Annotated in this window: 21 protein-coding genes; 10 read left to right on the top strand and 11 right to left on the bottom strand. The window is 67.5% G+C overall.

Annotation, left to right across the window (positions count from 1 at the left end; translation table 11 throughout):
* Nucleotides 1–2 precede the first annotated feature (2 nt).
* The 6 genes from EJO66_RS33250 to EJO66_RS33245 are packed head-to-tail and all read right to left on the bottom strand — an operon-like array spanning nt 3 to nt 4,764.
* The gene (locus EJO66_RS33250) at nt 3–134 is read right to left on the bottom strand and encodes a hypothetical protein (RefSeq protein WP_262984533.1); all 132 of its coding nucleotides are present in this window, start codon (nt 132–134) and stop codon (nt 3–5) included.
* A complete protein-coding gene (kdpC, locus tag EJO66_RS26635; RefSeq protein WP_124961137.1) occupies nt 124–693 on the bottom strand; it encodes a potassium-transporting ATPase subunit KdpC in 570 nt (189 codons plus the stop codon). The genes EJO66_RS33250 and kdpC overlap by 11 nt, the downstream gene beginning before the upstream one ends.
* 13 nt (nt 694–706) lie before the next feature.
* Nucleotides 707–2,803, bottom strand: a complete 2,097-nt coding sequence (gene kdpB / locus EJO66_RS26630; RefSeq protein WP_124961136.1) for a potassium-transporting ATPase subunit KdpB — start codon at nt 2,801–2,803, stop codon at nt 707–709.
* 11 nt (nt 2,804–2,814) lie between these two features.
* A complete protein-coding gene (kdpA, locus tag EJO66_RS26625) occupies nt 2,815–4,542 on the bottom strand; it encodes a potassium-transporting ATPase subunit KdpA (protein WP_125966621.1) in 1,728 nt (575 codons plus the stop codon).
* A 1-nt stretch (nt 4,543) separates the two neighbouring features.
* Nucleotides 4,544–4,642, bottom strand: a complete 99-nt coding sequence (kdpF, locus tag EJO66_RS26620; protein ID WP_018905139.1) for a K(+)-transporting ATPase subunit F — start codon at nt 4,640–4,642, stop codon at nt 4,544–4,546.
* On the bottom strand, nt 4,639–4,764 hold the full coding sequence (locus EJO66_RS33245) for a hypothetical protein (RefSeq protein WP_276311999.1): 126 nt from the start codon (nt 4,762–4,764) through the stop codon (nt 4,639–4,641). Before EJO66_RS33245 ends, kdpF begins: the two co-directional genes overlap by 4 nt.
* 177 nt (nt 4,765–4,941) lie before the next feature.
* Here EJO66_RS33245 and EJO66_RS26615 point away from each other — a divergent pair, with 177 nt between their 5' ends.
* A complete protein-coding gene (locus EJO66_RS26615) occupies nt 4,942–5,610 on the top strand; it encodes a helix-turn-helix transcriptional regulator (RefSeq protein WP_124961134.1) in 669 nt (222 codons plus the stop codon).
* Nucleotides 5,611–5,648: 38 nt separating this feature from the next.
* Nucleotides 5,649–6,230: a superoxide dismutase gene (locus EJO66_RS26610; RefSeq protein WP_125966620.1), complete on the top strand. Its 582-nt coding sequence runs from the start codon at nt 5,649–5,651 to the stop codon at nt 6,228–6,230.
* Nucleotides 6,231–6,258: 28 nt separating this feature from the next.
* On the opposite strand, the gene EJO66_RS26605 is transcribed toward EJO66_RS26610, so the two are convergent.
* Nucleotides 6,259–6,636 (bottom strand): VOC family protein, encoded by a 378-nt coding sequence (locus tag EJO66_RS26605; RefSeq protein ID WP_125966619.1) that lies wholly within the window; start codon nt 6,634–6,636, stop codon nt 6,259–6,261.
* Nucleotides 6,637–6,893: 257 nt separating this feature from the next.
* Here EJO66_RS26605 and EJO66_RS26600 point away from each other — a divergent pair, with 257 nt between their 5' ends.
* Nucleotides 6,894–7,871 (top strand): Bug family tripartite tricarboxylate transporter substrate binding protein, encoded by a 978-nt coding sequence (locus EJO66_RS26600; RefSeq protein ID WP_125966618.1) that lies wholly within the window; start codon nt 6,894–6,896, stop codon nt 7,869–7,871.
* A gap of 60 nt (nt 7,872–7,931) precedes the next feature.
* A complete protein-coding gene (locus EJO66_RS26595) occupies nt 7,932–8,981 on the top strand; it encodes an MBL fold metallo-hydrolase (protein ID WP_125966617.1) in 1,050 nt (349 codons plus the stop codon).
* 7 nt (nt 8,982–8,988) lie between these two features.
* Here EJO66_RS26595 and EJO66_RS26590 read toward each other — a convergent pair whose 3' ends face one another.
* The 4 genes from EJO66_RS26590 to EJO66_RS26575 are packed head-to-tail and all read right to left on the bottom strand — an operon-like array spanning nt 8,989 to nt 11,335.
* Nucleotides 8,989–9,246 (bottom strand): hypothetical protein, encoded by a 258-nt coding sequence (locus tag EJO66_RS26590; RefSeq protein WP_124958977.1) that lies wholly within the window; start codon nt 9,244–9,246, stop codon nt 8,989–8,991.
* A gap of 22 nt (nt 9,247–9,268) precedes the next feature.
* On the bottom strand, nt 9,269–10,036 hold the full coding sequence (locus EJO66_RS26585; RefSeq protein ID WP_125966616.1) for an SDR family NAD(P)-dependent oxidoreductase: 768 nt from the start codon (nt 10,034–10,036) through the stop codon (nt 9,269–9,271).
* A 58-nt stretch (nt 10,037–10,094) separates the two neighbouring features.
* Nucleotides 10,095–10,565: a hypothetical protein gene (locus EJO66_RS26580; RefSeq protein WP_124958979.1), complete on the bottom strand. Its 471-nt coding sequence runs from the start codon at nt 10,563–10,565 to the stop codon at nt 10,095–10,097.
* A complete protein-coding gene (locus tag EJO66_RS26575) occupies nt 10,562–11,335 on the bottom strand; it encodes a Crp/Fnr family transcriptional regulator (protein ID WP_124958980.1) in 774 nt (257 codons plus the stop codon). Before EJO66_RS26575 ends, EJO66_RS26580 begins: the two co-directional genes overlap by 4 nt.
* An 84-nt stretch (nt 11,336–11,419) precedes the next feature.
* Between EJO66_RS26575 and EJO66_RS26570 the strand changes: the two genes are divergently transcribed.
* The 6 genes from EJO66_RS26570 to EJO66_RS26545 are packed head-to-tail and all read left to right on the top strand — an operon-like array spanning nt 11,420 to nt 18,397.
* Nucleotides 11,420–13,375, top strand: a complete 1,956-nt coding sequence (locus tag EJO66_RS26570) for an AMP-dependent synthetase/ligase (RefSeq protein ID WP_124958981.1) — start codon at nt 11,420–11,422, stop codon at nt 13,373–13,375.
* The gene (locus EJO66_RS26565) at nt 13,372–14,160 is read left to right on the top strand and encodes an ABC transporter ATP-binding protein (RefSeq protein ID WP_125966615.1); all 789 of its coding nucleotides are present in this window, start codon (nt 13,372–13,374) and stop codon (nt 14,158–14,160) included. The genes EJO66_RS26570 and EJO66_RS26565 overlap by 4 nt, the downstream gene beginning before the upstream one ends.
* Nucleotides 14,160–15,089: a branched-chain amino acid ABC transporter permease gene (locus EJO66_RS26560; RefSeq protein ID WP_124958983.1), complete on the top strand. Its 930-nt coding sequence runs from the start codon at nt 14,160–14,162 to the stop codon at nt 15,087–15,089. Before EJO66_RS26565 ends, EJO66_RS26560 begins: the two co-directional genes overlap by 1 nt.
* Nucleotides 15,090–15,091: 2 nt before the next feature.
* Nucleotides 15,092–16,168 carry a branched-chain amino acid ABC transporter permease gene (locus tag EJO66_RS26555; RefSeq protein ID WP_124958984.1) on the top strand — a complete coding sequence of 359 codons (1,077 nt, stop codon included), beginning with the start codon at nt 15,092–15,094 and terminating at the stop codon, nt 16,166–16,168.
* 55 nt (nt 16,169–16,223) lie between these two features.
* Nucleotides 16,224–17,549: an ABC transporter substrate-binding protein gene (locus EJO66_RS26550; RefSeq protein WP_124958985.1), complete on the top strand. Its 1,326-nt coding sequence runs from the start codon at nt 16,224–16,226 to the stop codon at nt 17,547–17,549.
* A 35-nt stretch (nt 17,550–17,584) separates the two neighbouring features.
* A complete protein-coding gene (locus EJO66_RS26545) occupies nt 17,585–18,397 on the top strand; it encodes an ABC transporter ATP-binding protein (protein ID WP_124958986.1) in 813 nt (270 codons plus the stop codon).
* Nucleotides 18,398–18,485 lie beyond the last annotated feature (88 nt).

Raw genomic sequence — 18,485 nt, 5'->3', positions numbered from 1 at the left:
GGTTAGCGCATCGGGCCGCCCTTGCGGCGCTTGGCATGCCGCCGCGCGGTGCGCGAAAGCGCCCACCAGGCAAAGACCAGCGGCGCGAAGAGCGCTGCGAACGCCAGCAGCAAGTGGAAGAGGTCAGTGGCCATCGAGCGCGAGATTCAATGCCAGCACATTGACGCGCGCTTCGCCCAGCAAACCCCAGAGCGGCGCCTGCGTGTGGCTGGCGACCAGCGCATTCACCTGCTCGGGCGGCAGGCCGCGCACGCGTGCCACGCGCGCCGCCTGGTAGTGCGCGGCGGCGGGGCTGATGTCGGGGTCGAGCCCGCTGGCCGAGGCCGTGACCAGGTCGACCGGCACGGCCGCGGTGTTGCCCGGGTCGGCGGCGCGCAGCGCCTCGATGCGCGCCTTGACCGCATCGGCCAGCGCCGGGTTGAGCGGCCCGAGGTTCGAGCCGCCCGAAGCGCTCGCGTTGTAGGGCTGCGGCGCGGTGGCCGAAGGCCGGCCCCAGAAGTGCTTCGGATCGCTGAAGTTCTGTCCGATGAGGCTGGAGCCCACGGCGGTGCCGCCCTGCACGACCAGGCTGCCGGCGGCCTGCGACGGAAACAGTGCCTTGGCGGCGCCGGTGACGGCCAGCGGATAGACCAGGCCGGTGAGCGCGCCCAGGAGTGCGAACAGCACGAGCGCGGGACGAATGACGTTGTTCATGGTGAAGAACTCCTCAGACCAGATGGACTGCGACCAGCAGCCAGTCGATCAGCTTGATGCCGACGAAGGGAACGAGCAGGCCGCCAAGGCCGTAGATGGCCAGGTTGCGGCGCAGCAGCGCGGCCGCGCCCACCGGCCGGTAGCGCACGCCCTTGAGCGCGAGCGGAATCAGGAACACGATGACCAGCGCATTGAAGACCACCGCCGACAGAATGGCCGACGACGGGCTCGCGAGCCGCATCACGTTGAGCGCGCCGAGCTGCGGATAGGTCGAGACGAAGATCGCCGGAATGATCGCGAAGTATTTCGCCACGTCGTTCGCGATCGAGAAAGTGGTGAGCGAGCCGCGCGTCATCAGGAGCGCCTTGCCGGTTTCCACCACCTCGAGCAGCTTGGTCGGATTCGAATCCAGGTCGACCATGTTGCCGGCCTCCTTCGCGGCCTGCGTGCCGCTGCCCATGGCCACCGCCACATCGGCCTGCGCGAGGGCCGGCGCGTCGTTGGTGCCGTCGCCGGTCATCGCGACCAGGCGGCCTTCGGACTGGTACTTGCGGATCAGCGCGAGCTTGTCCTCGGGCGTGGCTTCGGCCAGGAAGTCGTCGACGCCGGCCTCGGCCGCGATGGCCGCGGCGGTGAGCTTGTTGTCGCCGGTGATCATCACGGTCTTGATGCCCATGCGGCGCAGCTCGGCAAAGCGCTCCTTGATGCCGGTCTTGACGATGTCCTTGAGCTCGACCACGCCGAGCACGCGGTTGCCCTCGGCCACGGCCAGCGGCGTGCTGCCGCGGCGCGCCGTTTCCTCGGACGCGCGCAGCACCTCGGCCGGCACGCTGCCGCCCAGCGATTCGACATGCCGGCGGATCGCATCGACGGCGCCCTTGCGAAGCAGCACCGCGTCGGTGTCGAGGCTGTTGGATGCGGCCGGCAAGTCGACGCCGCTCATGCGGGTCTGCGCGGTGAAGGGCACGAAGCGCGCGCCTTCGACCGATGCGGCCTCCAGGCCGTCGCGGCGCGCAAGGTCGACGATGCTGCGCCCTTCGGGCGTTTCGTCAGCCAGCGACGCGAGCATCGCGGCGCGGGCGAGGCGGCCCTTCGGCACACCGGGCGCGGGCAGGAAGGCGCTGGCCTGGCGGTTGCCGTGCGTGATGGTGCCGGTCTTGTCGAGCAGCAGCACGTCGACGTCGCCGGCCGCCTCCACCGCGCGGCCCGAGGTGGCGATCACGTTGGCCTGCATCATGCGGCTCATGCCGGCCACGCCCACCGCCGAGAGCAGGCCGCCGATGGTGGTCGGGATCAGGCACACCAGCAGCGCCACCAGCGCGGTGAGCGACACCACGGTGCCCGCACCCGCGGCCTCGACGCTGAACGCCGAGAACGGCAGCAGCGTGACGGTGACCATCAGGAACACCAGCGTGAGCGCCACCAGGAGGATGGTGAGCGCGATCTCGTTGGGCGTCTTGTGGCGCTTGGCCGCCTCGACCATGCCGATCATGCGGTCGAGGAACGACTCGCCCGGGTTCACCGAGATGCGCACCACCAGCCAGTCGGACAGCACGCGCGTGCCGCCGGTCACGGCCGAGAAGTCGCCGCCCGACTCCCGCACCACGGGCGCCGATTCGCCGGTGATGGCGCTCTCGTCGACCGAGGCCACGCCTTCGATCACTTCGCCGTCGAGCGGAATGACGTCGCCGGTCTCGACCAGCACCACGTCGCCCTTGCGCAAGTTGGGCGCCTGCTCCGGCAGGAACGCCGCGCCGTGGTGCGGCTCCTTGAGCTTCTTGGCCCAGGTGTCCTTGCGCAGGCCGCGCAGCGAAGCGGCCTGCGCCTTGCTGCGGCCCTCGGCCAGGGCTTCGGCAAAGTTCGCGAACAGCACGGTGAACCACAGCCAGACGGTGATGGCCAGCACGAAGGCCGGCTTCATGCCGGTGTCGCCGGGGAAGCTCAGCGAATGCACCCAGAGCAGCGTCGTGAGGATGCTGCCGATGTAGACGATGAACATCACCGGATTGCGCCACTGCGTGCGCGGATTCAGCTTGGCGAAGGCGCCCCACAGCGCGGGCTTCACCAGCGCCGCGTCGAGCAGCGAGAGGGAGGTCTTTGAGTTGGTCATGGTGCGCTCCTTCATTTCCAGAGCACGAGGTGTTCGACCACCGGCCCCAGGGCCAGCGCCGGCACGTAGTTGAGCAAGCCGACCAGCAGCACGGTGCCGATCAGCAACGAGACGAACAGCGGCCCGTGCGTGGGCAGCGTGCCGCCGGTGACGGGCAGGCGCTGCTTGGCCGCGAGCGAACCGGCAATGGCCAGCACCGGCACGATCACCGCGAAGCGGCCGAGCCACATCGCAAGCCCGAGCAGGCCGTTGTAGAACGGCGTGTTGGCGGACAGGCCCGCAAAGGCGCTGCCGTTGTTGTTGGCAGCCGAACTCAGCGCGTAAAGAATTTCGGAGAAGCCATGCGCACCGGGGTTCGCGATGCCGGCCTTGCCCGCGCCGGCCATCACCGCCACCGCCGTGCCGGCCAGCACCAGCACGGGCGTGACCAGGATGGCGATGGAGATCAGCTTCATCTCGCGCACCTCGATCTTCTTGCCAAGGTACTCGGGCGTGCGGCCGATCATCAGCCCCGCGATGAACACCGCGAGCATCGCGAAGATCAGCATGCCGTACAGGCCGCTGCCCACGCCGCCGAACACCACCTCGCCGAGCTGCATCAGCACCATGGGCACCATGCCGCCGAGCGGCGTGAAGGAATCGTGCATCGAAATCACCGCGCCGCACGAGGCGGCCGTGGTGACGGCGGCAAACAGCGCCGAGGCATCGATGCCGAAGCGCACTTCCTTGCCTTCCATGTTGCCGCCGCCTTGCAGCGCGCCATGCAGCTGGTCGACGCCCAGCGCGCCAAGGAGCGGATTGCCGGCCTGCTCGGCGGGGGTGATGACCATCACCGCGGCCACGAACATCACCGTCATCGCCGCGAGCACCGCCCAGCCCTGGCGCAGGTCGCCCGCCACGCGCCCGAACGCGAAGCACAGGCCTGCCGGAATCAGGAAGATCGCGATCATCTGCAGCAGGTTGCTGAGCGCGGTCGGGTTCTCGTACGGATGCGCCGAGTTGGCGTTGAAGAAGCCGCCGCCGTTGGTGCCGAGCATCTTGATGGCTTCCTGCGAAGCCACCGGGCCCATGGCGAGCGTCTGCCCGCCCGCCGTCGTGGCCTCGACGGTCTGCACGGTCTTGTAGGCATCGAAGTTCTGGATCGTGCCCTGGCTCACGAAGAACACCGCGAGCACGAACGACAGCGGCACCAGCACCCAGAGCGTGATGCGCGTGAGGTCGGCCCAGAAGTTGCCGACCAGGCCCTTGGCCTTGCCGTCCCCGCGCCGCGCAAAGCCGCGTATCAGCGCGAAGGCCACCGCAATGCCCGTGGCGGCCGAGAAGAAGTTCTGCACCGCGAGCCCGAGCATCTGGGTGAGATAGCTCATGGTCGATTCGCCGCCATAGCCCTGCCAGTTGGTGTTGGAGACGAAGCTCACCGCGGTGTTGAAGGCCGAGTCGGGCGATACAGCGCCCATGCCCGCGGGGTTCAGCGGCAGCCAGCCCTGCAGGCGCTGCAGCGCATAGACGAAGACCGCGCCCACGGCGTTGAAGGCCAGCAGCGCGAGCGCATAGCGCAGCCAGTGCATCGACTGCTCCGGCTTGGTGCCGGCGATCTTGTAGAGCGGTGCCTCGACGCGCTGCATCCAGCGCGGCACGCGCTCGCTGCACAGCACGGCAAGGAACTTGCCGACAGGCCAGGCCAGCACCAGCAGTGCGGCAAGGAAAAGGGCCAGCAGGCCCCAGGCGGAGGCAGTCATTTCAGAATTCCTCTGCGCAGATCAGCGCGAACACGAGGTACGCGAACAGGACCACGGCCACCAGCGCGCCGAAGCCATAGAGCGCTTCGAGGCCGATCACGATGCGTCCCCTTGCGCCGATGCCGCCGCGTTCTTTGGCACGCCGAGCCGGTCCAGCCCCACGGCCATGGCCGCCACCACGGCCCACAGCGCCAGCAGGGCGCCCATCCAGACGAAGTCCATTCATCACTCCTCAAGCGAAAACAAGGACTCGAGTCTCGGCAGGCGCCCGTAAAAACAGGGAACAGAGTGGGCCGGGGCGCATAAAGAAACCGTAAAGGCGTCCCCTCCTTTTCAAAGTGCTCGACAACACCTCGGCCGCCGCTTGATAATCAAAGCAGCTTCTTTGAATAAAAAAGAATGACCACGCGCCCCCTCGACGCCAAGCCCGGCTGGATGCCGCACCAGCCGGCGGACCGCATCCTGTCCACGCTCAAGACCCGCGGCGCGCTCGGCATTCCCGACATCGCCAAGGTGCTCGACGTCACGGTGGAGGCCGTGCGCCAGCAGATGGCCAAGCTGCAGGCCGAGGGCCTGGTCGATGCCGAGAGCCGCCCCGCGGGCCGCGGCAGGCCCACGCAGATATGGCGCCTCACCGGCGCCGGCCACGCACGCTTTCCCGACACGCATGCCGAAATGACGGTGCAGATGATCAGCGCCGTCATCAGCGTGTTCGGCGAGAAGGGCATGGACCGGCTCATCGGCGCGCGCGAGGAGGCGATGCGTACCAGCTACCGCGAGGCCATGCGCGGCGCGCGCAGCCTCCGGAACAAGCTCGAGCGGCTGGCCGAGATCCGCAGCCGCGAGGGCTACATGGCCGAGCTGCGGCCCGAGGGCGAGGGCTTCCTCTTCATCGAGAACCATTGCCCCATCTGCACCGCGGCGCGCGCCTGCACGGGCTTTTGCCGCAGCGAGCTGCAGCTCTTCGACGAAGTGCTGGGCCCTGGCGTGAGCGTGAGCCGCGTCGAGCACGTGCTCGCGGGCGCGCGGCGCTGCGCCTACCAGGTGAGCCCGAAGAGCGCGCCTTGATTCGATTCGATTTCTAAACCCGAAAGGAAAAACCCACCATGGAACACACCCTGCCACCCCTGCCCTACGCCCTCGACGCGCTGGCACCCGAGTACTCGAAGGAAACCCTCGAGTACCACTACGGCAAGCACCACAACGCCTACGTGGTGAACCTCAACAACCTGCAAAAGGGCACCGAGTTCGAATCGATGCCCCTGGAGGACATCGTCAAGAAATCCAGCGGCGGCATCTACAACAACGCCGCCCAGATCTGGAACCACACCTTCTTCTGGAGCTGCATGAAGCCCCAGGGCGGCGGTGCTCCGAGCGGTGCGCTGGCCAAGGCCATCGATGCCAAGTGGGGCAGCTACGACGCCTTCAAGGAAGCGTTCGTGAAGTCGGCCGTGGGCAACTTCGGCTCGGGCTGGACCTGGCTGGTGAAGAAGGCCGATGGCTCGCTGGACATCGTGAACATGGGCGCCGCGGGCACGCCGCTGACCACCGGCGACACCCCGGTGCTGACGGTGGACGTCTGGGAGCACGCCTACTACATCGACTACCGCAACCTGCGCCCGAAGTTCGTCGAGACCTTCCTGGCCAAGCTGGTGAACTGGGACTTCGCGGCAAAGAACTTCGGCTGAGCCGGGTTCGGCCCGGGGGGCATCCTCATCACTCGTTGATGAGGTTGAGGATGTTGCCGTCCGGGTCCTTGAACCACGCGACCTTCATGTCGCCCATGACATGGATGTCGTCTTCAAGCTTGGCGCCGGGCATGTCGTAGTGCTCGAAGCGCACGCCCTTGGCCTTGAGCGCGGCCACGAGGCGCTCGATGTCGCCACCGACCGACCAGGTCACGGCCGTGGCCTGGTTGGTACCCGCGAAGGCCGAGCGGTATACGTTGATGCGGGAGTTGCCGCTGCGATAGACGACCACCTCGTCGCCCTCGGCATCGACCTGCGCCAGGCCCAGCGTGTCTTCATAGAAACGGCGCGCCACGGCGAGGTCCTTCACCGCGAGATTGGCCACCGCGTTGATATTTCCGAGCATGAGAGTCTCCTGTGAAGCCCATCGCGCAGTGGAAGCGCGGCGGGCGAGCCAAAAATACTCAACCATTTGGTGGAGTATTTGGCGTTGGCGGGCCGCTGTCAATCCATCGGAAAATACCCCGCCAGCCGATATGGGACCCATCGCGAATGAAGAATCCGCACGGTCCCGCTTCCGGCACACTGCACCCCTGGTGCAGTGTGCCGCCATCCACGGCTGCTGCAACCCCGAATCGCTCAGACAAAGAGACAAGCAAACCCATGATCCGCAGACACTTCGGCACGCTGGCCCTCGCGCTGGCACTTCCCCTGGCCTTCACCGTCCCCGCGCAGGCACAGCCCTACCCCGCCAAGCCCATTCGCATGGTCGTGCCCTTCCCGCCCGGCGGCGGCACCGACATCCTGGCGCGCCTGGTCGCGCAGAAGCTCACCGAGGCCAACCACTGGACCGTGGTGCCCGACAACCGCGGCGGCGCCGGTGGCACCATCGGCATTGCCGAGGCCGCGCGCGCCGCGCCCACGGGCTACGACATCGTGATGGGCCAGAAGGACAACATGGTTGTCGCACCCTGGCTCTACAAGAACCTGAGCTACAACCCGGTGAGAGACCTCACGGCCGTGGCCCACGTGGCCTACACGCCGGTGGTGATCGTCACGCAGGCCAGCTCGAAGTTCAAGACGCTCGACGACGTGGTGAAAGCCGCGCGCGCCGCGCCCGACACCGTCACCTACGGCTCGCCGGGCAACGGCACCACCATCCACCTGGCCGGCGAGATCTTCAACGGCGCCGCCCAGATCAAGATGCGCCACGTGCCCTACAAGGGTTCCAACGCGGCCATGATGGACGTGCTCGCGGGCAACGTCGACCTGATGGTGTCGTCGGTGCCTTCGGCGCTGGCGCAGATCAAGGCGGGCAAGCTGCGCCCGCTGGCCGTGACCTCGGCCAAGCGCAGCACCTCGCTGCCCGAGACACCCACCGTGGCCGAGCTCGGCTACAAGGGCTTCGACGTGTCGACCTGGTACGGCCTCTTCGTGCCGGCCAAGACGCCGAAGGACGTGATCGCCACGCTGAATACCGAGGTCAACAAGCTGCTGGCCACGCCCGAGATGAAGGCCGCCATCGTCGCGCAGGGCGCCGAGCCGCAGAGCATGACGCCCGAACAGTTCGAGACGCTGCTGAAGACGGACTACGAGAAGTGGAAGGGCATCGTGCAAGCCTCGGGCGCGACCATCGAATAAGCGCCGCGGCCGCAGAATGGCGTCTCCACCACAGGCCGCAGCGACGGCATGGAGACACCGATGGCAGCACAGCGCAAGAATCCGAAGAACGCCCTTCTGTTGAAGGCCGCCGCCCTGGCAGCGGTTGCCGCCCTGGTGCAGGGCTGCGCGCAGACGCCGGCCGGCACCACCGCAGGGCTGCCGGCCGCCCCGTCGGAGGCCAGCGTGGCGGCCCATGTGGCCACCGCCACGCGCGCGGCGGGCACCGACCTCCAGGCCCTGCTGACCCTGTGCAAGCCCGCCCCCGCCGCCCGGCCGCCGCAGGACGCGCTCGACAAGAGCCTCACCGGCTTCATCAACCGGCCCGCGCCGCCGCCGGGCCAGGCCTTCGACAACCTGTACTTCGTGGGTGCCGACTGGGTCAGCGCCTGGGCGATCAGGACCTCGCAGGGCATCATCCTGATCGATGCGCTCAACACGCAGGCCGAGGCCGCGTCGCTCATCGAAGGCGGCATGCGCAGGCTGGGACTCGACCCGGCGCAGATCAAGTACGTGATCGTGACGCATGGCCACGGCGACCACTACGGCGGCGCCGGCTACCTCGCGCAGAAGTACCGCGCGCGCGTGGTGATGAGCGAGGCCGACTGGACCATGACCGAGACCAGGCTCGAGTTCGCGACGCCGATCTGGGGTGCGCCGCCCAAGCGCGACATCTCGGCGAAGGACGGCGACCGCATCACGCTCGGCGACACCAGTGTCACGCTGTACCTCACGCCGGGCCACACCATGGGCACGATCTCGCCCGTGTTCGAGGTGAGCACGGGCGGTCGCAGGCACCGCGCGATGCTCTGGGGCGGCACCGGCTTCAATTTCGGCAAGGACGTGCCGCGGCTGGACGCCTACATCGGCGCCACGCAGCGCATGGGCGCGATCGCGCAGAGCCAGCGCATCGACGTGCTGCTGTCGAACCATTCGAACATCGACGGCTCGCAGGCCAAGCTCGCCGCGCTGCGGCAGCAGCCTGCGCCGGCCGCGAACCCCTTCGTTCTGGGCACACCGACGGTGGAGCGCGCGCTGGCCGTGATGGGCGGATGCGCGCAGGCGCAGCGCGACCGGTTCGCGATGCAGTAGCGCCGGATCAGTCCGGCGTGAACTTCTTGTTGAAGATGTCGACGTCCGACGCCAGCTCGAAGGTCGCCAGCTGGCCCATCTTGCCGTCGCTCAAGCGGCAGGCGGAGAACAGGCTGTAGCGGCCCTTGAAGTAGAACTCGTCCATCACGATCAGCGCGTACGGGTACGGCACGAAGACCTGGTGCTCGAAGATGACGCGGTGCACGTTCCTCGGCGACGGAAAGAGCTTGTAGTCGCCGGTGTCGATCGACTTTGCGGTGGCCATGGTGTGCTCGCTTTGCCGGCGCTCAGGCCGGGTCGCGCACGTCGGCCACGGGGTTGCGGCCGAAGTCCTCGCGCGCCAGGTACTTGAGCACCTTGGCCGCGGCGGTGGCCGGGCTGTCGAGCCGGCCTTCCTCCTTCATGCTCACGAAGCGCGTGCGGTCCGGAAACTTCTCGGCCGATGCGCCGCGCAGCTGCACCTGCATGTCGGTGTCGATGATGCCGGGCGCGAGCGAGACGATGCGCGCGCCGTTCGGTGCAGCGGCTTCCTCGAGCGCCACGGCGCGCGAGAAGTGGTCCATGCCGGCCTTGGCCGCGCAGTACGGCGCCTGGCTGCCCATGGCATTGCGCCCCAGGCCCGAGGAGATGTTCAGCACCTTGCGCGCGCCGCGCCATTCGCGGGTGGCGCCCAGGAAGGCGGCCGTCAGCAGCATCGGCGCCTCCAGGCCGATGCGCAGCGCCTGCGACAGTTCGGCGCCGACCGCGCTCGCGAGCGGTGCTGGGTTGCCGACGGTGCCGGCGTTGTTGATCAGGGTCACGCTGTCGAAGCGCTGGCCGTCGAGCGTCTTGAGCCAGGCCGAGAGTCGCGCCGATGCGGCGACTGGATCGGACAGGTCCTGCTCCCACTGGATGAGTTCGGCGCCGGCCTGTTGCGCCAGCTCCGCGAGTTGCGGCTCCTGCCTGCGCGAGATGCCGAGCACCATGTGGCCGGCTTGCAGCAGCTGTTCGGCCATGGCGCGGCCCAGGCCGCGCGAGGCGCCGGTGATCAGGGTGAGATGGGAAGAAGCGGTCATCGGGAAAGTCTTTCTGGAACGAAGGCGCGAGGTTAAGCGGTATCGGGAGGCCCCGGGCTCAGCCGGTGCGGAACTGGTTGCGCAGGAAGGCCCGATGCCGCGCGATGTGCTGCAGCTGCGCCGGCGCAATGGTGCCGCCGAGGTCGACCTCGTCGGCGCCGTTGAGCACCGCGTTGGCATGGGTCATCGCACGCGCCACGACTTCTTCCTCGCTCACGCCGAGCTGCGCCGCAAGGTCGAGCGCCACGCGGCGCATGGCACGCTGCGAGAGCATCCACATCGCGCCGAAGCGGTCCCAGGCCAGCGCGGCCTCGTCGGCCTTCTCGCGCTCGGCAAGGATCTCGGCGAGCGGCTTGGCGAGCACCGCGTCGAGGGCGTCGATCTTCTCGGCGAGCGCCTCGTTGCGCGCGAGGGCTTCCTCGAGCGTCGGGCCGGTGTCTTCGGCCTTGGCCCTGGGCGCCTCGGGCGGCGGAACGAAGGCGGCCTGCGCATCCGCGGGCACGATCTGTAGCTGGTCTTTGAGGGTCATGGATTTTCCGTTTCGGGTGAGCGGCTGTTTTTCTTGTTCGACATCGCGCTCGCGCGCAGGCCCGGCAGGTCGAGCACGCGCAGCCCACCGTACTCCACGCGGATCAACCCCTCTGCCGACAGGCCGTTGAGCGCCTCGTTCACACGCTGGCGCGACAGGCCGACCAGGTAGGCCAGCTCCTGCTGCGTGATGCGCAGGACCTCGCCCACGCCGGGGTAGAGCACCGGGTTGAACAGCGACACGAGGTTGCGCGCCACGCGTGCGTCGGGGTTGTTGAGCCGGTCGATCTCCAGCGCCGCGATGAACTGGCCGAGCCGCTCGTTGAGCTGGTTCATCACGAAGCGGTTGAAGCCGATGGAATGGTCCAGCAGCCAGTGGAAGCTCTCGATCGGCAGCCCCGCCACCACGCTGCGCCGCAGCGCCTGGATGTTGTAGCGGTAGGGCTCGCGCTTCATCACCGTGCCTTCGCCGAACCAGCCGCCGGGCGGCACGCCGGTGTAGGTGACGGAGCCGCCGTCGGCGTTGTCGTTGCTCATCTTGAGCAGGCCTTCGACCACGCCGAACCAGTAGGTGGGCGAGCGGCCGACGCGGCAGACCAGGTCGCCGACTTCGGCCTCGCCCACCACCAGCGCGGCTTCGGCGCGGCGGCGCTCGGCCGGCGTGAGCGTGGGCAGCCACGGAATGCCGTCAAGTTCGGCAGCGTTGGCGGGACGCGCGCGGTCCTTGATCGAACCGCCGGGCACGCCGTGTGGGGATTGGCCGCGAGGCATCGGGAAACTCCGGGGAGTAGTGTCCCTAGGATTGTCGTTGGAACGACAACCTGACGTCAAAGTGGGGCCTACGATCCGCCCACTGTGCAAACCACCGCCCCCACCTTTCCCCGTCTGCTGCTTGCGCATGCGCAAGCCCAGCCCCAGGCGCCCGCCATCCGCGAGAAGGATCTCGGCATCTGGCAAACATGGAGCTGGAGCGCCGTGGCGCAGGAAGTGCGCGAGATGGCCTGCGGCCTCGCGAGCCTGGGCTTCAAGCCCTTCGACAACCTGTCCATCGTGGGCGCCAACCGCCCGCACCTGTACATGGCGGTGCTCGCCGCGCAAAGCCTGCGCGGCGTGCCGGTGCCGCTCTACCAGGACGCGGTGGCCAGCGAGATGGTCTTCATGTTGCAGGACGCGGCCATCGACTTCGTGATCGTCGAGGACCAGGAGCAGGTCGACAAGCTGCTCGAGTGCCGCGAACTGCAGAAGGACCAGCAGCACGGCATCCGCCACATCATCTACGACGACCCCAAGGGCCTGCGCCACTACGACCAGCCCGGGCTCATGAGCTACGAGCAGCTGCGCGAACTGGGCCGCGAATTCGACAAGACCCACGTCGGCTACTACGACCGCGCGGTGGCCAGCGGCGAGGCCACCGACGTCGGCGTGATCCTCTACACCTCGGGCACCACCGGCCGGCCCAAGGGCGTGTGCCAGACGCACGCGAGCTTCATCGCGGCGGGCCGCGGCGGCGTGGAGACCGACAGGCTCGGCCCCGGCGACAACATCATGAGCTACCTGCCGATGGCCTGGGTCGGCGACCACCTGTTCTCTGTGGCGCAGTGGCTGGTGGGCGGCTTCACGCTCAACTGCCCCGAGTCGTCCGAGACGGTGATGAACGACATGCGCGAGATCGGACCGAGCTACTACTTCGGCCCGCCGCGCACCTTCGAGGGACTGCTCACGGCCGTGTCGATCCGCATGGAAGACGCGGCGGCTCCGAAGCGCTGGCTGTATGCGAAATTCATGGCGCTCGCGCAGCGCGTGGGCGCGGACATCCTCAACGGCGCGCCAGTGAGCATGGGCGACCGGCTGATGTATGGCCTTGGCAACCTGCTGATCTACGGACCGCTGCGCAACGTGCTGGGCATGAGCCGCATCCGCGTGGCCTACACGGCCGGCGCGGCCATCGGGCCCGACCTGTTCCGCTTCTACCGCTCGATCGGCGTCAACCTCAAGCAGTTCTACGGCCAGACCGAGACCTGCGCCTACGTCTGCCTGCAGCAGGACGGCAAGGTCAAGCTGCAGACCGTGGGCACGGCCGCGCCGGGCATCGAACTGAAGATCGCCGAAGACGGCGAAGTGCTGGTGCGCGGCGTGTCGGTGCTCAAGGAGTACTACAAGCGCCCCGACGCCACTGCCGAGGTGCTGGATGCCGAAGGCTACTTCCACACCGGCGATGCCGGCGTGCTCGACAGCGAGGGCCACCTGCGCATCATCGACCGCGCCAAGGACGTGGGCAAGCTCGCGAGCGGCGCGATCTTTGCGCCCAACTACATCGAGAACAAGCTCAAGTTCTTCCCGCAGATCAAGGAAGCCGTGTGCTTCGGCAACGGGCGGGACGAGGTCTGCGCGGCCATCAACATCGACTTCGAGGCGGTGGGCAACTGGGCCGAGCGCCGCGGGCTGGCCTACGGCGGCTACGTCGACCTGGCCGGCAAGCCCGAGGTGCTGGCGCTGGTGGGCGAATGCATTGCCAAGGTGAATGCCGACCTGGCGAGCGAGGATGGCATGGGCGAGACGCAGATCGCGCGCTTCCTGGTGCTGCACAAGGAGCTCGATCCCGACGACGACGAGCTCACCCGCACGCGCAAGGTGCGCCGCGGCTTCATCGCAGAGAAATACGCAGTGCTGGTCAGCGCGCTCTACGGCGGCAAGACCGAGCAGTACATCGAGACCCAGGTCAAGTTCGAGGACGGACGCACGGGCGTGGTGAATGCCACGCTGAAGATCGTCGAGGCCAGGACCTTCCCCATCGTGAAGGCGGCCGCATGAGCAGCAACAGAAAAGTCGGCGAGGTCATTCTCGACGTGCAGAACATCAGCTTGAGCTTCGGCGGCGTGAAGGCGCTCACGGACATCAGCTTCGACGTGCGCGAGCACGAGGTGCGGGCCATCATCGGGCCGAACGGCGCGGGCAAGAGCTCGATGCTCAACTGCATCAACGGGGTCTACTGGCCGCAGCAGGGCTCCATCACCTTCCGCGGCAAGACCTTCAAGCACATGAACTCGCGCCAGGTGGCCGAGATGGGCGTGGCGCGCACCTTCCAGAACCTCGCGCTCTTCAAGGGCATGAGCGTGCTCGACAACATCATGACGGGGCGCAACCTGCGCATGAAGTCCAACCTCTTCCAGCAGGCGATCCGCTGGGGCGCGGCCGAGCGCGAGGAAACGAAGCACCGCGAGTTCGTCGAGCAGATCATCGATTTCCTGGAGATCCAGGCGCACCGCAAGACGCCGGTCGGCCAGCTTCCCTACGGCCTGCAGAAGCGCGTCGACCTGGGCCGCGCGCTCGCCATGGAGCCGCAGGTGCTGCTGCTCGACGAGCCGATGGCCGGCATGAACGTGGAGGAGAAGCAGGACATGAGCCGCTTCATCCTCGACGTGAACGACGAATTCGGCAGCACCATCGTGCTGATCGAGCACGACATGGGGGTGGTGATGGACATCTCGGACCGCGTGGTGGTGCTCGACTACGGCAAGAAGATCGGCGACGGCACGCCGGACGAAGTGCGCAGCAACGAGAACGTGATCCGCGCCTACCTGGGGGTCGAACACTGATGGCCTTCTTTCTCGAAACCCTCTTCGGCGGCCTCATGGTGGGCATGCTGTATTCGCTGGTGGCGCTCGGCTTCGTGCTGATCTTCAAGGCCTCGGGCGTGTTCAATTTCGCGCAGGGCGCGATGGTGCTGTTCGCCGCGCTCGCGATGGCGCGCTTTGCCGAATGGATCCCGATGTGGACCGGCATCGAGAGCCGCTGGTTCGCCAACGGCGCGGCCTTCGTCGTGGCGGGCCTGGTGATGTTCGCGGTGGCGTGGCTGATCGAGCGGCTGGTGCTGCGCCACCTGGTCAACCAGGAAGGCGCGACGCTGCTGATGGCCACGCTCGGCATCGCCTACTTCCTGGACGGCGCGGGCCAGACGCTGTTCGGCAGCAACATCTACAAGATCGACATCGGCATGCCGAAGGACCCGATCTTCCTGCTCGACAAGGTGTTCGAGGGCGGCATCCTGATCAACAAGGAAGACCTGTACGCGGCCGCGATCGCGGCCGCGCTGGTGGCGCTGCTCTCGCTGTTCTTCCAGAAGACCGGCACCGGCCGCGCGCTGCGCGCGGTGGCCGACGACCACCAGGCCGCGCAGTCGATCGGCATTCCGCTCACGCGCATCTGGGTCATCGTGTGGTGCGTGGCCGGCGTGGTGGCGCTGGTGGCCGGAATGATCTGGGGCAGCAAGCTCGGCGTGCAGTTCTCGCTCACCACGGTGGCGCTGCGCGCGCTGCCGGTGGTGATCCTCGGGGGCCTCACCTCGGTGCCGGGCGCCATCATCGGCGGGCTGATCATCGGCGTGGGCGAGAAGCTCTCGGAGGTGTACCTGGGCCCGTACGTGGGCGGCGGCATCGAGATCTGGTTCGCCTATGTGCTGGCGCTGGTGTTCCTGCTGTTCCGGCCGCAGGGGTTGTTTGGCGAGAAGATCATCGATCGGGTCTGAACATGTTCTACAGAGAAAACGGCCAGTTCAAGACCAGCTACCGCGCCGACCAGCAGGTCTTCCCGATCCTGCAGGACCGCGTGGCGATCGGCCTGCTGCTGATCTTCGCGTTCGCGGTCGTGCCCTTCCTGGCCAGCGACTACCTGATGCGCGCGATCCTGATCCCGTTCGTGATCATCTCGCTGGCGGCGCTGGGCGTGAACGTGCTGGTGGGCTACTGCGGCCAGATCTCGCTGGGCTCGGGCGCCTTCATGGCGGTGGGCGCCTACGGGGCCTACAACTTCTTCGTGCGCTTCCCGGGGCTGCCGCTGATTCCCGCGCTGATCCTGGGCGGCCTGTGCGCCACGCTGTTCGGCATCCTGTTCGGGCTGCCCAGCCTGCGCGTGAAGGGCCTCTACCTCGCGGTGGCCACGCTGGCCGCGCAGTTCTTCAGCGACTGGATGTTCCTGCGCATCAAGTGGTTCACGCTCGACACGCCCTCGGGCTCGGTGTCGGTGTCGAACCTGCAGGTCTTCGGCTGGCCGATCGAGAGCGCCGCGAGCAAGTACCTGTTCTGCCTCGCGATGCTGGTGGTGATCGCCGTGCTGACCAAGAACCTGGTGCGCGGCGCCATCGGCCGCGAGTGGATGGCGATCCGCGACATGGACGTGGCGGCCGCGGTGATCGGCATCCGTCCGATGTACGCCAAGCTCAGCGCCTTCGCGGTCAGCTCGTTCATCATCGGCGTGGCCGGCGCGCTCTGGGCCTTCGTCTACCTGGGCGCCTGGGAGCCGGCGGCGTTCTCGGTCGACCAGTCGTTCCGGCTGCTCTTCATGGTGATCATCGGCGGGCTCGGCTCGATCACCGGGGCCTTCTTCGGCGCGGCCTTCATCACCGTGCTGCCGATCGTGCTGAACCAGGTGCTGCCGGTCATTGCCGGCTGGTTCGGCGCGCAGATCTCGACCGTCGGCATCGCGCATGCGGAGCTGATGATCTTCGGCGGGCTCATCGTGTGGTTCCTGATCGTCGAGCCGCACGGGCTGGCCAAGCTGTGGTCCACGGGCAAGCAGAAGCTGCGCCTGTGGCCCTTCCCTCATTGAAGACAGCAATGCTTTTTTCGAGCGTGACTTTCCCATACAAAACCAGGAGACAACCATGAAGCTGAAATCACTCGCACTCGCCGTGGCCGCCGCATCCGCGCTGGCAGGCGCGGCCCCTGCGTTCGCGCAGGCCAATGAGCAGTTCATTCCCGTGCTGTCGTACCGCACCGGCGCCTATGCGCCGAACGGAACGCCCTGGGCCAATGGCTATGTCGACTACCTCAAGCTGGTGAACGCGCGCGGCGGCATCAACGGGGTGAAGATCTCCTTCGAGGAATGCGAGACCGGCTACGACACGGCGCGCAGCGTGGAGTGCTACGAGCGCCTGAAGGGCAAGAACGGCGGCGCCTCGCTGGTGCAGCCGCTGTCCACCGGCGCCACCTTCGCCATCACCGAGAAGGCGCCGGTCGACAAGATCCCCGTGGTGACCGTGGGCTACGGTCGCAGCGAAAGCGCCGACGGCACGGTGTTCAAGTGGAACTTCCCGATCGCCGGCACCTACTGGGTGGCGGCCGACGCGATCATCCAGGCCGTTGCCAAGAAGGAAGGCGGGCTCGACAAGCTCAAGGGCAAGAAGATCGCGCTGATCTATCACGACAGCCCCTACGGCAAGGAGCCGATCCCGCTGCTGCAGGAGCGCGCGAAGATGCACGGCTTCGACCTGCAGCTGCTGCCGGTGACGGCGCCGGGCGTCGAGCAGAAGGCCACCTGGCTGCAGGTTCGCCAGGCACGGCCCGACTACGTGCTGCTGTGGGGCTGGGGCGTGATGAATTCCACCGCGCTCAAGGAAGCGCAGGCCACCGGCTTCGCGCGCGAGAAGATGTACGGCGTGTGGTGGGCCGGCGCCGAACCCGACGTGAAGGACGTGGGCGACGGCGCCAAGGGCTACAACGCCGTGACCATGCAGCACGGCGCCGAGCCGCAGTCCAAGCTCGTGAAGGACGTGGTCTCGATGCTGCACGACAAGAACCAGGGCACCGGTCCGAAGGAAGAAGTGGGGCAGGTGCTCTACATGCGCGGTGCCATGAGCGCGATGCTCGGCGTGGAAGGCATCCGCTCCGCGCAGGAGCGCTTCGGCAAGGGCAAGGTCATGACGGGCGAGCAGGTGCGCTGGGGCCTGGAGAACCTCAACCTCACGCAGGCCAAGCTCGACGGCCTGGGCTTCGCCGGCGTGATGCGCCCGATCAGCACCTCGTGCACCGACCACATGGGCGCGGCCTGGGCGCGCATCCATACCTGGGACGGCAAGGCATGGAAGTTCACGTCCGACTGGCTGCAGGCCGACGAGCAGATCATCAAGCCGCTCGTGAAGTCGACCGCTGCCAAGTACGCGGCCGAGAAGAAGCTCACGGCGCGTACGCCCGCCGACTGCCAGAGCTAAGCCCGCCCCAGCCTTCGCCAGTCCCTGGAAGCACCATGAGTTCACCCAGCATCGTCCTCAACGTCAACGGCATCGAGGTCATCTACAACCACGTGATCCTCGTGCTCAAGGGCGTCTCGCTCGTGGTGCCCGAGGGCGGCATCGTGGCGCTGCTGGGTGGCAACGGTGCCGGCAAGACGACCACCCTGCGCGCGGTGTCCAACCTGCTGGCCGGCGAGCGCGGCGCGGTGACCAAGGGCAGCATCGAGCTGCGCGGCGAGCGCATCGAGGCGCTGTCGCCCTCCGAGCTGGTCAAGCGCGGCCTGATCCAGGTGATGGAGGGCCGTCACTGCTTCGCCCACCTGACCATCGAGGACAACCTGATGACCGGCGCCTACACGCGCACCGACGGCAAGGCGGCAATTGCCGAGACGCTGGAGAAGGTGTATGCGTACTTCCCGCGCCTGAAGACGCGGCGCACTTCGCAGGCCGCCTACACCTCGGGCGGCGAGCAGCAGATGTGCGCGATCGGCCGCGCGCTGATGGCCAACCCGACCATGGTGCTGCTCGACGAGCCCTCGATGGGCCTCGCGCCGCAGATCGTGGAGGAGGTGTTCGAGATCGTGAAGGACCTCAACACCAAGGAGCGCGTGACCTTCCTGCTCGCCGAGCAGAACACCAACATGGCACTGCGCTACGCCGACTACGGCTACATCCTGGAGAACGGCCGCATCGTGATGGACGGCGAGGCCAGGAGCCTGCGCGAGAACGAGGACGTGAAGGAGTTCTACCTTGGCGTCGGCGGCGCGGACCGCAAGAGCTTCCGCGATGTCAAGAGCTACAAGCGCCGGAAAAGGTGGCTCGCATGACCCACCCCCGTTCCTCGCTCACTTCGTGTAGCTCGATTCCCCCCTCGAGGGGGCGCACCCGGCGGCCCGGCAAAGCCGGTTCCGCGGG

The organism is Variovorax beijingensis (genome assembly GCF_003951285.1).
Lineage (GTDB): Bacteria > Pseudomonadota > Gammaproteobacteria > Burkholderiales > Burkholderiaceae_C > Variovorax > Variovorax beijingensis.
This window is presented reverse-complemented; position numbering and strand designations above follow the sequence as displayed.

What these genes read in the sequence shown, in the direction of transcription:
- EJO66_RS33250 (WP_262984533.1), bottom strand. Translation starts at nt 134, where the DNA reads ATGGCCACTGACCTCTTCCACTTGCTGCTGGCGTTCGCAGCGCTCTTC.
- kdpC (WP_124961137.1), bottom strand. Translation starts at nt 693, where the DNA reads ATGAACAACGTCATTCGTCCCGCGCTCGTGCTGTTCGCACTCCTGGGC.
- kdpB (WP_124961136.1), bottom strand. Translation starts at nt 2,803, where the DNA reads ATGACCAACTCAAAGACCTCCCTCTCGCTGCTCGACGCGGCGCTGGTG.
- kdpA (WP_125966621.1), bottom strand. Translation starts at nt 4,542, where the DNA reads ATGACTGCCTCCGCCTGGGGCCTGCTGGCCCTTTTCCTTGCCGCACTG.
- EJO66_RS33245 (WP_276311999.1), bottom strand. Translation starts at nt 4,764, where the DNA reads ATGGACTTCGTCTGGATGGGCGCCCTGCTGGCGCTGTGGGCCGTGGTG.
- EJO66_RS26615 (WP_124961134.1), top strand. Translation starts at nt 4,942, where the DNA reads ATGACCACGCGCCCCCTCGACGCCAAGCCCGGCTGGATGCCGCACCAG.
- EJO66_RS26610 (WP_125966620.1), top strand. Translation starts at nt 5,649, where the DNA reads ATGGAACACACCCTGCCACCCCTGCCCTACGCCCTCGACGCGCTGGCA.
- EJO66_RS26605 (WP_125966619.1), bottom strand. Translation starts at nt 6,636, where the DNA reads ATGCTCGGAAATATCAACGCGGTGGCCAATCTCGCGGTGAAGGACCTC.
- EJO66_RS26600 (WP_125966618.1), top strand. Translation starts at nt 6,894, where the DNA reads ATGATCCGCAGACACTTCGGCACGCTGGCCCTCGCGCTGGCACTTCCC.
- EJO66_RS26595 (WP_125966617.1), top strand. Translation starts at nt 7,932, where the DNA reads ATGGCAGCACAGCGCAAGAATCCGAAGAACGCCCTTCTGTTGAAGGCC.
- EJO66_RS26590 (WP_124958977.1), bottom strand. Translation starts at nt 9,246, where the DNA reads ATGGCCACCGCAAAGTCGATCGACACCGGCGACTACAAGCTCTTTCCG.
- EJO66_RS26585 (WP_125966616.1), bottom strand. Translation starts at nt 10,036, where the DNA reads ATGACCGCTTCTTCCCATCTCACCCTGATCACCGGCGCCTCGCGCGGC.
- EJO66_RS26580 (WP_124958979.1), bottom strand. Translation starts at nt 10,565, where the DNA reads ATGACCCTCAAAGACCAGCTACAGATCGTGCCCGCGGATGCGCAGGCC.
- EJO66_RS26575 (WP_124958980.1), bottom strand. Translation starts at nt 11,335, where the DNA reads ATGCCTCGCGGCCAATCCCCACACGGCGTGCCCGGCGGTTCGATCAAG.
- EJO66_RS26565 (WP_125966615.1), top strand. Translation starts at nt 13,372, where the DNA reads ATGAGCAGCAACAGAAAAGTCGGCGAGGTCATTCTCGACGTGCAGAAC.
- EJO66_RS26560 (WP_124958983.1), top strand. Translation starts at nt 14,160, where the DNA reads ATGGCCTTCTTTCTCGAAACCCTCTTCGGCGGCCTCATGGTGGGCATG.
- EJO66_RS26555 (WP_124958984.1), top strand. Translation starts at nt 15,092, where the DNA reads ATGTTCTACAGAGAAAACGGCCAGTTCAAGACCAGCTACCGCGCCGAC.
- EJO66_RS26550 (WP_124958985.1), top strand. Translation starts at nt 16,224, where the DNA reads ATGAAGCTGAAATCACTCGCACTCGCCGTGGCCGCCGCATCCGCGCTG.
- EJO66_RS26545 (WP_124958986.1), top strand. Translation starts at nt 17,585, where the DNA reads ATGAGTTCACCCAGCATCGTCCTCAACGTCAACGGCATCGAGGTCATC.